The organism is Fluviicola taffensis DSM 16823 (genome assembly GCF_943372375.1).
In the GTDB taxonomy this organism is placed as follows: Bacteria; Bacteroidota; Bacteroidia; order Flavobacteriales_D; family Crocinitomicaceae; genus Fluviicola; species Fluviicola taffensis_A.
The window spans coordinates 20,462-34,584 of record NZ_CALRYJ010000023.1 but is presented as its reverse complement, the minus strand read 5'-3'; the positions used below and the strand labels follow the sequence as shown (position 1 = coordinate 34,584).

11 protein-coding genes are annotated in these 14,123 nt (G+C 40.9%); 5 read left to right on the top strand and 6 right to left on the bottom strand.

Features of this window, described 5'->3' with window-relative positions; genetic code table 11:
- Window positions 1-53: 53 nt before the first annotated feature.
- Entirely contained in the window at window positions 54-2,513 is a 2,460-nt protein-coding gene (locus AAG807_RS19720; protein WP_341907893.1) for a TonB-dependent receptor, read from the bottom strand.
- Between the two features lie 164 nt (window positions 2,514-2,677).
- On the opposite strand from AAG807_RS19720, the gene AAG807_RS19715 reads away from it, so the two are divergent.
- From AAG807_RS19715 to AAG807_RS19695, 5 genes are all read left to right on the top strand, one after another.
- Entirely contained in the window at window positions 2,678-3,628 is a 951-nt protein-coding gene (locus tag AAG807_RS19715) for a hypothetical protein (protein ID WP_341907891.1), read from the top strand.
- A gap of 81 nt (window positions 3,629-3,709) precedes the next feature.
- Window positions 3,710-4,267 (top strand): sigma-70 family RNA polymerase sigma factor, encoded by a 558-nt coding sequence (locus tag AAG807_RS19710; RefSeq protein WP_341907889.1) that lies wholly within the window; start codon window positions 3,710-3,712, stop codon window positions 4,265-4,267.
- Entirely contained in the window at window positions 4,264-5,883 is a 1,620-nt protein-coding gene (locus AAG807_RS19705; protein ID WP_341907886.1) for a hypothetical protein, read from the top strand. The genes AAG807_RS19710 and AAG807_RS19705 overlap by 4 nt, the downstream gene beginning before the upstream one ends.
- Before the next feature lie 169 nt (window positions 5,884-6,052).
- Window positions 6,053-6,475 carry a hypothetical protein gene (locus AAG807_RS19700; protein WP_341907883.1) on the top strand — a complete coding sequence of 141 codons (423 nt, stop codon included), beginning with the start codon at window positions 6,053-6,055 and terminating at the stop codon, window positions 6,473-6,475.
- A 196-nt stretch (window positions 6,476-6,671) separates the two neighbouring features.
- A complete protein-coding gene (locus AAG807_RS19695; protein WP_341907880.1) occupies window positions 6,672-8,207 on the top strand; it encodes a YifB family Mg chelatase-like AAA ATPase in 1,536 nt (511 codons plus the stop codon).
- A 3-nt stretch (window positions 8,208-8,210) separates the two neighbouring features.
- On the opposite strand, the gene AAG807_RS19690 is transcribed toward AAG807_RS19695, so the two are convergent.
- The 5 genes from AAG807_RS19690 to AAG807_RS19670 form a co-directional block, all read right to left on the bottom strand.
- A complete protein-coding gene (locus tag AAG807_RS19690) occupies window positions 8,211-10,388 on the bottom strand; it encodes a S8 family peptidase (RefSeq protein ID WP_341907876.1) in 2,178 nt (725 codons plus the stop codon).
- 129 nt (window positions 10,389-10,517) lie between these two features.
- Window positions 10,518-11,222, bottom strand: coding sequence for an ABC transporter ATP-binding protein (locus AAG807_RS19685; protein WP_341907873.1), 705 nt, complete (start codon window positions 11,220-11,222; stop codon window positions 10,518-10,520).
- Complete coding sequence (locus tag AAG807_RS19680) at window positions 11,215-12,192, bottom strand: iron ABC transporter permease (RefSeq protein ID WP_341907871.1); 978 nt, start codon at window positions 12,190-12,192, stop codon at window positions 11,215-11,217. The genes AAG807_RS19685 and AAG807_RS19680 overlap by 8 nt, the downstream gene beginning before the upstream one ends.
- 3 nt (window positions 12,193-12,195) lie before the next feature.
- Window positions 12,196-13,299, bottom strand: coding sequence for an ABC transporter substrate-binding protein (locus AAG807_RS19675; RefSeq protein WP_341907868.1), 1,104 nt, complete (start codon window positions 13,297-13,299; stop codon window positions 12,196-12,198).
- A complete protein-coding gene (locus AAG807_RS19670; protein WP_341907867.1) occupies window positions 13,296-13,919 on the bottom strand; it encodes an FMN-binding negative transcriptional regulator in 624 nt (207 codons plus the stop codon). The genes AAG807_RS19675 and AAG807_RS19670 overlap by 4 nt, the downstream gene beginning before the upstream one ends.
- Window positions 13,920-14,123 lie beyond the last annotated feature (204 nt).

Here is a 14,123-nt window from a genome sequence, read left to right as displayed (position 1 = left end):
GCTTCAATCTGTGCATCTGTGGGAGAAAAAAGAATGGGTATACATTGCGATTATCACAATCCTCCGTTCAGATTCGGTTTCTCCGGCGGTCCACCTGCATCCGACTCCGGCTTTTCATACCTACCGAATGAATAGGAAACCTTGAACCAAATGATCCGTGTGTCATTTTTGGAATAACTATCCATGTTCAAATTCTGAAATGCAAGGCGCGTTGTGGATTGATCGGTATTGAAAATATCCTCAAAAGATAAAGACGTTTTCAACTTCTTGTCATAAAACTCCCTGCTGAAAACCACTTCCAAAGCCGAACGATTCTTGATGAATTGATAAATCTGGTAATTCCCTTTTGCCGAAATGTAGTAATCCACATTCATTCTGATTTTCCAGGGCAAAATAAATTGAGAGTAAACACCCGCCGTCCAGATTCCTTTATTCCGCTCCAGGTAATTGTATCCCGATATTTGGGTCTTGGTAAATTCACCGTACAGGTACATGAACGAAATTTTGTCGATTTCAACCGGCTCATCAAAGAACTTCAACCCCTTCTTGAAAATTCCGAATGGAACCGGAAGCGACATGAAGTAAGAAACCGTATTCACATTATTGAAAGTCTTGAACGTTTGGGTCGACTGCAGCGAGTTCGGTTGAACAACGATTTCGGAAAGATTTAAAGAACCGGAATGCGTGTAATCTACCGACAATTGCAAATAATCGAAAACGGTGAATTTCAACTCCGCATTGTCATAAAAATTGGGTTTTAACTGGGTATTCCCGGTAGAGGAATTGTAGGTATCGTAATAACCGGAATTATTCGGGTCAAACTGGCTGAAATTCGGAATCCCGATTTTACGCGAATAGGTTCCGATCAGATTGATATCAGAACTGATACGGTATATCGCATTGAACGATGGGAAAAAATTGAAGTAATTATTCTGCGCCGAAACGGTTATATTGGAACTCCTCGTAAGACTGAAATTTTCAGCCCGCACTCCTGCCCCAATGGAAACTTTCTTGCCTAATCGTTTTTTCAATTCCACATAAGCCGCTAAGTTGTCTTCCCGGTATTTAAAATCAATACTGGAAGTATAAAACGGATTTGCAAAGATCTCTTCAGATGTGTTTTGCAGATTGTACGATCCGATATTGTTCGTATTCAAATTCTGGTATTTGATTCCTGTATTCAAATAGAACTTGATCTTTTCGAATGGGATTTCAGCATCTGCACGGAAATAGAACTTCTGAATTTTCAACCGGTAATTCAGCACACTAAAATCCTCCGAAGCAAATTCCCGTTGCGTATTATTTCTCCTGGAATTATTCCAATACGTTGAATAGAATGCAGTAATATTCAAAACCCGGTGAAGGGTATCGAATTCGTTTCTGTATTTCACAATGAATTCGTTGTTCTGACCTTTATTCTGAGACCAATACTTCGTTTGCAGATCCACTGCCGGAGTAATTTCCTGACTGTTGGTAGTGGAATTTCCATTGTAAATATTGTCACTATAAGATCCGTTGTAATTCAGGATCAGGTTGGAACGTTTGGTCAACCGGACATTCACTGAAGGTTTGAAATAATAATACTGGCTGACAGTTTGTTCCTTTCGCTCCGAGATTAGACTTGCAACCGGATTGAATGAAGTATATGTTTTATTAGCCGTAGTCAGATTGGAACGCTCATTGTAGGAATAACCCGCCTGGAACTGCCAATTCCAACGTGAACGTCTTCCGCTCATAACTAAAGAGGGAGAAAGTTTGTTATTCTGATTCAATCCGTAATTCAAGGTGAATGTACCGGATAACCATTTGGTGACCTTTCCTAAACTGACAATATTGATGATCGCCCCTGTTACATTTGCATCGTATGAGGCTCCCGGATTCGAAATGATCTCAATGGTTTCCACGGAAGTTGCCGGTAGACTCTTCAGCAAATTCACCAAATCATCCGTCGACAAACTACTCGGAATTCCTTCAAAGTAAACACTGGCAATCTGACCGCTTATAGCAAAACCGCCCCCCGGATAAGGAACAACCCCGGGAATTTTTAAAACGGCATCGTAAATACTACTGACCGTCAGAACCGGGTTGTCCTTTACGGTAATGGTTGTCTTATCCGCATCAACCTGAATAAATCTGCGCTGGATTCCGGTAACAGTCACCTCATCCAGTACCGAAACGGTTTCTTTCAGGACCAACTCCCCCAATTGAACCGTATCCGCAGTATTTGCCTGGATCTCGAAACTCAATAAAATGGGCTGGTATAACTGTGTTTTTACGGTAAAGGAATAAGTTCCGGCAATCTTCGGTATTTCAATCAACCGGGAACATTCGGAAAATTGCTGTTTAAAAATGGTACTGTCCTTCCCTGACAGGAATGTTGAGATCGTCAACTCCTTCGAGACGTCTTCACAAGGAAAATCCTTCGAAACGAACGAAAAACGAATCCATTGGGATTGGGCAAACAATTCCATGGAGCAAAGTAATATACAAGCAAGGATGAGCGTACGTTTCATTTGAATTTTAGTGGGTCGAAGTTACAAGATTAATACCAACAACAACCCCTGAAATATGACTTCGTTACAAATAATCTATTCAAACGGTAAAAAAATAAATGATCCTTCCCCCCCTCACACTGCATCATTTCCGTTTCTGTTTAAAATAAATTAAATCGAATCATATGAAATACATCAATTTTTCATCCTTACTTATGGCAGGAGTTGTCCTGATTTTTACAACTGCTTGTAAAAAGGATAAAACGCAACCAACTAGCCCGGATCTTACAAACCCGGCAACCAACTATGCAACTGCGTTCTTCAACAACAATCTGAGTAATGGAACACAGACATTCACAATCAATGCCGGACAAGCTCAGACCATTACGGCTGAAAAAGGAACGGTGGTTCATTTCAATGCGAATTCGTTTGTGACAGCGAATGGTTCTCCCGTTACAGGAACTATTCAAATCGAACTGGTTGAAATCTACAGTAAGTCAGACATGATCTTAATGAACAAACAAACCGTTGGTAAAACCGGGAATGGTGTCAGTCCATTGATCTCAGGTGGACAGTTCAGTATCGTAGCAAAGCAAAACGGACAAAAATTGAAATTGGCTCCCGGAATGAACTATCAGATTGATGCCCCGGCTCCAAACGGAACAACCGGTATGATGGGTTTATTTTACGGTCAGATTGATGATGAGCAATTGGAATGGTCACCAGTGGATTCATCATTTGTTAGTGGCAATTCCGGAATTTATTCGGCATTCCCGGACTCTATAGGATGGGTGAATTTGGATTACTTTATGAACAACTCAGGACCTTTATCTAAATTGAATGTCCAAATTCCGTCCGGATTTACAACAGGGAATACGCGCGTATTTGTTTCAATTGATGGCTCCAGTTCAATGGCGGGAATTTATGATGTAGAATCAGGAATTTTCACCTCCGGAGATTACTACAAACTTCCGGTTGGAATGGCTGTGCACTTTATCATCATCAATTTGGATAATAATGAAATCCATGCTGCAGTCGTACCGGCGATCATTACAACCAATCACTTACAGGTGGTTAATTCATTGAATGCGTATTCTCTTTCACAATTAGATGCATTGCTTGACAACCTTCCTTAACTAAATTTCGTTTGTGCTAAAGGGTGTGTATTTTGCACATCCTTTGCATTTCATTTTTGACTGAAATAATTCCGTACTCCTTTGTTTGAATTAAACCATGATTCCATTAATGCTATAAAAAAGGGTGATCGAAAGGTCACACTGGATTTATATCGCTATACTTTTCAAGTGTTAATGGGAAATGCTGTCCGGTATTCAAACGATCAGGAAAAACAAATGGAAATCGTAAATAATGCGTTTATGAAAATTGTAGCAAATATTGATCAATTTCAATTGGGAACAGCTTATTTTTCATGGGCCAAACAAATTGTGAAACGGGAGATTATAGACGATTTTAGAAAAAATAAACGCTACAAGGAACTGTTCTCCTACGAGGATGATTATAAAAACGATTCATTGGTTAGTGAACCGGAAATTGATACGACATTTCAAGCAGAAGAATTACAGCAATTGCTTGATTGTTTGCCCCCGGCAACCAAAATGGTCTTCAATTTGTATGCTATTGACGGCTATACTTCCAAAGAGATCATGGACGAACTCCAGATTTCCTATGAAACGGTAAAATGGCATATTAAAGAAGCACGGAAGCGTTTAAAAAGCGTGCTAAGTATTCATCAAACCCAAGAAATGAAGTCATGAAAGATGATAAAGAACATATCGATCAATTGTTCGAGTCACTGAATGACCGTCAATTTGATATTCCGGAAGCTTTTCTGGAGGATTTGAACAAGCGTTTGGACAATAACAATAATGAACCGAAGAAGAGAAGACGCTTCCTTTTGTGGTTCTTATTACCCGTTGTTTCACTCGGGGCAATCGCTGTCATTTATTTCCAAAGTTTTGATTCATCGAAAGTGACGACACCTTCTAATCTTGCCAATAAAACAATTGCAAAAGAGGAATACAAGGAAGATCTGAAAGCGGAAGACATAATCCTTTTAAGCGAGCCGGATCAAAAGAACCAATCTCGGGTGGATTCGGTTTCCACTCCAACGACCGACAAAAATTTATCTGCAGTGAAGCAGAGTCAAGTGGAGAAGAAACAAGTGAAAGCATCCGAAAAGGGAACGAACCAAACGAATTCTTCCAAGCAGATTGACTTAAACCAAAGAACATTTAAAGCCAAAAAGAATCAAACCGGGCAACTTTCACTTTCCAAAAAAGGAAAATCCGAAAAAGGAAAATCACCTACTGCAATCCATGCCGACAAGCAAACAAAACAGGCAAAATCGCAGGCGAATGGAACACTTCAGAAACCGGTTAATAGCAAAACACCAAGCTCCAAAAAGAAGGATCAGAATAGTTTGAATCCAGGTGTTGATGAAAAAAAGATCCAGGAAAAGATTGCACCGGCTTCAATTCCTGATCCAGCAGTCAATACTTCATCAACAGCAAAACCGGATGATAAAGAACTTTCGAAAGAATCTGTCCCGGAAAAAGAAACCGATTCAGCAATCACTCAAAACGCGGTCGATACCACACAGCAAGCCAATTCAAGTCAACCGGAAAAAGAGGGAACTACGCCCAAATCTGCTACTGACAAATGGAAGAAGGAAATCAAGCTTTTTGCAGGATTGGGAGCAAATAGGATGCAGGACTCTCCAAAAAATTCGGAATACTTAGCAAAAATCAAAGAAAATCAGTCCTCTATTCTTGCTCCATCTTTTGGTGTAAGTGCAAACCTTTCCTATAAAAAATTCACTTTCGGAACGGGCTTAACTTACGAACAGACCGGAGAAAAATTCAAAGTGGATCTAAAAAATAGTGAGTTGAAAGATTCCACATACTCCCAACTGGTCCAGGACACTATTTGGGTTCAGGATACGAGCGGATGGATCCCGATACTTCACGACACCACTCTTTACTTTACCGTCCAATACATGGATACTTCCTTGACGTCCCGATCTTTTCAAAATCGCTATTCCTGGATTTCTATTCCTCTTCATTTCGGCTATCGTTTTGAATTGGGAAAATACGAGCTTATTCCGCGTCTAGGAGCAGCTTTCAACTTTGGAATTGCACAAAAAAGAGGAACCTATCCGAATGCTTCTTTTAATAATACCGTTCAATATCCACCCGCCAAATTCAACATTTCCTACCTCATCCAATTGGAGGCGCGAAGGAATTTTGATAAATGGTTCGTATTTATAAATCCCTACTTCCAATCAATGATCAATCCGTCCGTTTCCGGTGAGGTCATTCGCAGAAGATACACCTCTTGGGGAATTCAATTTGGAATTGGGCTGAACCTTTAGGACCAAGGGAAACAACGAAAATCAGATTATTTTTTTCTACCTGTCGCAGTGCATCTGTTAGGACAGACAAGTTAACATCGTTATTGAAGGTTACGGGTTTAATTTCAGATCGATAAACTAATTTTTTAATCTAATTCCATTAACTTTGCTGCTCAATTGAAATAAAGAAATGAGAATTGCAATTTTATTAGGAGTATTGTTTATCGGATTGACTGCGTGCAAGAAGCGTCAGGTTAAGAAGGTAGAAAAAGTCATTACGGAAGGAACCTGGAAAATCACCCGGTTTATTGACAGTGGCGATGATGAAACAACGTCATATACTGGTGCTGCATTGGTATTTAATTCGGACGGTACACTGGTTCTAACACATGGAAACACTTATTCGGGATCTTGGAGTGTTAGAAATGACTCAAGTAGTGATGACGATTCATCAGATGATGATTTGGAGTTTGTGATTACGGTTCCAACTCCCCATGAATCCTTGTCCGACGACTGGCACATTGTCAATTATTCCGATTCGAAAATCACACTCGAAGATTTGGATGATGACGAACCCAACAAATCGGATTACCTCACATTGGAAAAAATTTAAGTTGAAAAGCGTTCGTTACAATCGAGCGCTTTTTGTTTTTATGATTATTCAATTATAAATAATTAACAGGAGAAATTAATTAAAAGCAATCTTAAATAAAAAACCATTTTCTCATCTGAAATTGACAATTTTTTAATCAAAAATCTTGTTTTAAATCATCTTTCTGCATAACTTAAAGTGAAAAACGAAACAAGTCATGCTAGTAAGAACATTTGGAAGTGCCGTATTTGGAATTGATGCAACCACCATTACCATTGAGGTTAACATTGCAAACGGAGTGAATTTCATGTTGGTCGGATTGCCAGACAAAGCGGTTCAGGAAAGTCACCAGCGAATTAAAGCTGCTCTAAAAAATAACAACCTCAATTATCCGGGAAAAGAGATCACGGTAAACATGGCTCCGGCAGATATCCGCAAGGAAGGATCTACTTTCGATCTGGCAATTGGAATTGGAATACTGGCAGCTTCCGAACAAATTTCAGCTTCCAAACTGGAAGAATACATCCTGCTTGGGGAATTATCTCTGGACGGAACACTTCAGCTCATCAAGGGCGTCTTGCCCATTGTGATGCAAGCGAAGAAAGATGGCTTCAAAGGCATTATCCTTCCCAAACAGAATGAATCCGAAGCAGCAATTGTAGAAGGTATTGAAGTCTACGGAATGGAAAACATGCAGGAAGTGATAGATTTCCTGAATAATTCACGACCATTTGTTCCGGCTAGTTTCAACATCGAAGAAGAATTTCAGCGTCAACTGCATGAAAACGAAGTGGATTTCAAAGATGTCAAAGGTCAAAGCGGAATTAAAAGAGCTTTCGAAATTGCAGCAGCAGGTGGACACAACGTCATTCTGATCGGACCACCCGGAGCAGGAAAATCGATGCTGGCAAAAAGATTGCCCACCATTCTTCCTCCCATGAGTATCGAGGAATCATTGGAAACGACTAAGATTCATTCCGTAGCCGGAAAAATTGGAAAGAATACCGGTTTAGTAACACAAAGACCCTTCCGGAAACCGCATCACACGATTTCAGATGTGGCATTGGTTGGCGGCGGATCTTATCCACAACCCGGAGAAATTTCGCTAGCCCACAACGGAGTCTTGTTCCTGGATGAACTTCCGGAGTATAAACGACAGGTGCTGGAAGTCATGCGGCAACCCTTGGAAGACCGGACAGTCACTGTTTCGCGCGCACGATTTTCAGTCGATTATCCAGCCGGATTCATGTTGGTAGCAGCAATGAACCCTTGTCCTTGCGGTTATTACAATCATCCGGAAAAAGAATGTGTTTGCGCACCGGGAACTGTACAGCGTTACCTGAATAAGATTTCAGGACCACTTTTGGATCGCATCGACCTGCATGTGGAAGTCACTCCGGTTTCTTTTGATGATTTGGCTTTCAACGCTCCGACAGAAACCAGCGCAGAAATTCGGGAACGCGTCATCCAAGCCAGATTGATTCAGTTGAAACGCTATCACCATTCCCAAACACATTGCAATGCACAAATGCAGCGCAGGGAATTAACCCAATATTGCGAGATCTCTCCGGAAGGAAAACAGTTGTTGAAACACGCCATGGACAGACTGGGACTTTCCGCCAGAGCCTACGACCGTATTCTCAAAGTAGCACGAACCATTGCAGATTTATGTGCAGCCAAGGAGATTGAAACGGTTCATCTCTCAGAAGCTATCCAACTGCGCAATTTGGATCGGGAAAACTGGGCGGGGTAGAAACTATTCCTTAACAAAACTCAGAGTAACAGTTTCCGTGTCAGTCTGAATTTTTAAGAAGTACATTCCATTCTTAAGCCCAGAAATATCAATCGCGTTTTCATTCAAATGAGGTTCAATTACCTTTCCTTCAAGCGAGATGATAGATACTACTGATATTGGCAGATCATTCATGTTCAGGATGTGTAAATCACTTGAAGTTGGGTTTGGATAAAGTACAAAAGGAGTCAACTTGCTGTTTTCATCCAGTGAAAGCGTATTTAAAGCCAGTTTGACCGCAGCATAGGCATTGATCTTCCCCATTCCCCATTTGGTATCGCCCGGAGCAACAATAGTCCCGGTATAATTGTCCAATCGGGCAGTCGTTTTGATAATCTCTTTCACCTGCTGACTGGACAAATTCGGGTTTGCATCCAGAATCAAAGAAACGATACCCGCAACGCATGGTGTGGCCATGGAAGTTCCTGAAAATCTTGCAAAATCGTAAGTCTTATTATTGAAAGTGATTGAAGCAACAGCCGTATAAGCCGCATCTGTATAAGATGAAATGGACGAAGCAACATTTACCCCAGGAGCAGCAATATCGGGTTTCATCGTTCCATTATGCAAAGGTCCGATACTCGTAAACGATGCCGGAGCTCCGCCAATCGTATTCCCCGAGGTGCTTAAGTAACTGGAGGTATAAGCAGCAACCGTTATCACACTGTTGGTGCAACCCGGTTCCCCGATAGCATAAAACGAATCACCTGTGATCCCATTTGTTCCGTAAGTAGTGAAAGTCTGACCGAAATTACCCGCTCCATTTGTCAGTTCAGGAAGATTCCAATAGTGAACAGTTCCATCAACTGCCGAGCCGTTTAATACGATCCGATTATTCGTATTCAGGGAACGGATACGAATCTGCATTCCCGGCTTTCCATTCAGCGGATTTGCAGTTTCGGAAGAAATATTGAAGACAATCGTGTCAGTTCCGGCAACCAGAATGGAATCCAGATATCCGGTTGTTGCTGTGGAATAGTAAGGACTGCTAACCAACAAAGTCCCCAAATTATTGTAAACCGAGATCTTGTTGGAGAAATTATGACCTTGCTCTCCCCAAGCCGTGATGCATTCTCCCCACATATTCGGATTGGCAGCATACGAATAAAAACCAACCAACGAATTAAAGAAGTTATTGTTGAACGTTTTCTTGATATGGAAATTCGTTCCATTATTGTTTCCGGCTGCACCAACAAAAATAACATGGTTCGTTCCACTCAATTCATCGATCGCCTCGGAAAGTAAGGAAAATCCATCCAAACTCCCCATTTGATTGTAATAAACTCCCCAGCTCATATTGACAACCAAGCGTTTTCCAGCTGCTTCAGCCTTGTCTTTCATCCAGACAAAAGCGTCAATTGCTGATGCCTGATCAATGTAAAATGTTGCAAACAAGTATTCCGATTCAAAGCCAAATCCGCGATAAACTGATCCTGCACCGCTTCCTCCTGCAATACCCGCAACGTGAGATCCATGGGTATTGTAGCTATAAATGTTTGATGTGTCTGATTCTGCTACAGCTAGTTCCAACGGAGTATCGTACTCAACTCCATATGTTTGACCAACCGGAAGATTTCCCACTTGCTTGTACTGATCCCAGGCTGCATAAACCCGCGACTGCGTCAATAAAGTATCGTAAAACATCGGATGACCATAATCAAATCCCCAATCCGTAACACCGATCAAAATGTCTTTTCCCGTAAAAGCAGCCGGTAAATTGATTCCATGCTGAACACTGTCTGCTCGGGTATCTTTTACTGCTTTATCCAGCTGAGGAACAATTTTACCCGGAATCTCCAGGTAGGAATAGAATTCTGAGAAATTGATATCATCTAATCTCTCCAAAGGAACTTTCATGGTCGTAATTTTCCCAACAGAACTCCCCAAAAGGATATTGTTTTCGGGAATGATATTCCAATCGCAATTTGGAAGCCGTTTTCCGTAAAGCGAAACATACCAAATCCCGGAAATTTGGTAAACCGGAAAGGCATCTACTACTTCCTTACTAGCACCTGTTTCATTCTTGAAAGTTGCTGCATAGTGCATCAATTTATCCCAGCGCATTTGGTTGCCGGCACTTTGATTTTGTGCAAATAGGGAATTGATTGTAAAAACGAGTGCAAGTAGTAAGATGTATTTCATAATTCTCATATTAAATAGGATATTCAGTAACAGCAGTGTGATTGTAACAAAGATAAGAAAAAGCGCAGCTTTTGAAGACTCAATCATAACAAACGTTAGTGCGAAAATGATTGGGGATAATTAAACTGTTTAAACCCCAAAAGCTTTAGCGACTAATTCATCGTGCGCAATGGTTTCATAAGACTGCAGTACTTTAGATTGTTTTTCAATGATCAATATCCGCGAACAAAATTCAATGCAAAAATCAATATCATGCGATGCGATAATGACCAATCGGTTACTTTCTTTGGCAATTCTTCCCAGCAATGACATCACTTCTTTCTTGGTTGGATAATCCAAAAAAGCGGTCGGCTCGTCGAGCAAAATGATGGGAGTTTCCTGGATCAAGGCTTTAGCAATTCCCACCCGTTGACGTTCACCGTCGCTTAGTGTGGAAGTGGATTGATCCAATAACGGTTCCAGGTGAAGTATGTCGCTATATTTCCGGACAATCATTCGATCTTCCGATGACAACCTACCGGTGAAATTGGTATAGGAATGTCGACCTAATTCCAGGTACTCGTTTACTTTCAGGTAATCAAACCCCAAAAAGTGATTATCTACCAATGTAATCTGACGAGCACGGTCGATCAACTTCAAATCGTTCCAATTTTTGCCTTCGACGGTTACTTTTCCATTCGGAAATTTGCCTTGAATCAAAGAATCCATCAATGTCGATTTCCCAGAACCATTGGCTCCGATCAATGCAACAAATTCCCCCTGATCCAATTTCAAATCCGGAATTTCATACAAGGGCTGTCCGTGCCCTATCATACAATTTTCGAACTTAAGCATTTCGGATGTTTTTGAGTAAAAGGAACAAGACAATAGGCGCGCCGAGCAAAGCAGTCAAACTATTGATCGGTAAAACCATGATGGGTTCGAAAATACGAATCAGTAACACACAAAACACCATGACACTTGCTCCAATTAATCCGGAAGCCAATAGTAGATGTCCGTGATTCGCTGTTTTGTAAAACATGCGTACCAAATTCGGAACGATCAAACCGACAAATCCGATCGGACCGCAAAAAGCGGTGACCAATCCGGCCAATAGGGAAACAACAAAAATGACTTTCCAACGGGTCTGTTTCACTTTAACTCCCAAAATAGCTGCCGGTTTTTCCCCCAACACCAAGGCATTCAAGGGTTTTGTCAATAAGAATGCCAAGCCGATTCCAACGAGAAAGAGCACCAGTATCAATGGAATCTGATCGATGCCTACTTGCTGTAGTGAACCCATTCCCCAAATTGAAAAAGCTTTCACACTATTTGCATCGGCTTTCATCAATATTATATTCGTAATTGCAGAAACAAAGGTTCCCAGCATCATTCCCACAAGCAGTAAGGAAACCATGGAACGGATGCGCGCAGCAATCAGGAGAATCAACAATCCAAAAATCATTGCGCCAATGGTTGCAGAAATGGTTATCCCTAAATCTAAAATCTCCAAACCTAAAATGGAACTTCCCATAATGGTAAGAGCCACCATCAGATGAGAACCCGCACTAATTCCCAGAATAGAAGGTCCGGCAAGTGGATTATTCAAGGTTGTTTGCAAGAGCAGACCTGCAATGGAAAGTGCAAATCCTGAAACAATGGCAATAAACACTTCAGGTATGCGGTAAATCACAAAGAGTTGCCAAGCCTGTTCATTCTTAGAATCAAGGAATGAAAACCAAGCGTCATCTCCATGCGGAAAACCTATCGTAATCAAGATGATCACAATAAACAGGATAAATGACAAGATGTGCTTCTTCCACATAAACTATTTCAACTGTTTGTAAAAATGCAATTTGGATTGGGTGTTGCCTTTATTGATCCGTATAAAATCTTCCAGGAGCCAATGCGGATTTACCTGGCTGTACTCCCAGTAATAATTCGGATCGTGCATGTATCCATAAACTTTCCCTTCTTTTACAGTATGGAAATAGCTCAATTTTGAATTCAATTCGAATAGTCCATTCAAAGTCGGCGCCTCTGCATTGATCCACACATCACATGATTGATCGTCATTAAAAACCTGTTCCAAACTGAGTGAAATACTTGCAGTACCTTCTGTATTTTTATAAATATAATCCATGTCTGCATCCTGCATGATTCCTGCCATGAACGATTTCCCGGCTGGTGCGTACCACACATCTCCGGCCATTCCTCCGCACATCACCTTTTTCTGAATACGCTCTGTTTCTGACGCTGATGTGATCTGCTTTCTCAATTCCTGATAGGAACTAACAACCTGGCTGAAATAAGCGTCCGCTTCCTTGTCCTTGCAGATCAAAGCGCCAAACACCTTGATCCACTCCGCTTTTCCAAGTGGATGTTTTTCTTCCCAATCGTAATTCGCCAGGCAAACCACTCCTAATTGAGCAAATTTGTCCTCATTCGGGAACGGCTGACCAAAACCACTGAATACAATGAGTGGAATCTTGGCTTTCAAGACCGATTCGGGAGTCAATCCTGTTTCATAACCTGCTGTAATAACTTTTCCGGCATTGATCCTTTTCAAAAGACGACTGTTTGAAATGTATTGCTTTTCAGTTGTCGCCTTGATGGTTTCTATACCACCGATCGCATTCAGCATTCCAACAAATGAAGTTGAAAGCGCAGCCATATTTTGAACGGGCACCTCAATGATCTTAACGCCTTGCGGTCGTTTCATTTTCGAATTTCGTGGAAATAAAACATACTTGCTTTCCACTTTTAATGTCTTCGGATTTTTGATAATCAGCTCTTTGTATCCCTCTTTCTGTTCAATGGAAACCAATCGGGCGTATTGAAAGCCTTTTACTGCAAAATCAGATTCCGATTTTTTTGCAGTACAAGAGAATAAAAGGATAACTAGTGAAAAGATCCGTAACGTATTCTTCATTTGACAGGGCATTTTGTTTGTTTCATTGCTTTAGCGAGTTGTTGGTCATTTACAGTTCCGGTATTCAAATCGGCCAGGATGCGATTGAAATCAACTTCATTTCTATTTTGGGAAAGTTTAAAAGCGGCTTCCAATTGTTGGATTTCTATCCGGTAACCAACAATTTCTTGCATGTATGCATCGATCATATCGGTTGGCCACTGACTCATCTGTACTTTATTTTCCCGGTTTGCTTCGAAGGAATCCACCAACTTCGTCAAATGGTTCTTCAATTCCGATTGGGTCAGCTGCTCTATTTTCCCGGATACATGAACCGATTCATAATTGTAGGTCGGAACATTCAGATGTGTATAGACCGAAGAAGAAATGTATCCATGAGATCCCAAAACAATCATTTTCCCGCGACCTGTTTCTGAAATAGCAGATACGATGGTATTCTCTTTCGCTACATGGAACTCCAGATACTTGCCCGGATTCACGAATTCAACCGTAAAAGGAATGTGAACGATTGCAGGAATTCCATCCGGACCATTTACAGCCAAAGACCCAAATGGATGTTGTTCCAGAAATGCTAGAATCAACTCCTGATCTTTCAACTCAAAGTCCTTGGGAATATACATAAAGCAAATATACCATTTCGGGAGTAACTAATACAGCTACGAATTCACGAATTCAGATTTCATCAGTGACTCGCCTAACGGACTCGTATTTTTAATAACTCATTTACAGAAATAAACTTCATGCAATTGAATCTTCTAATTAACCTTGATAAGAACTACGCATTCATGAACATTCCATCCAAACAAGAAAGTAACAATACATCT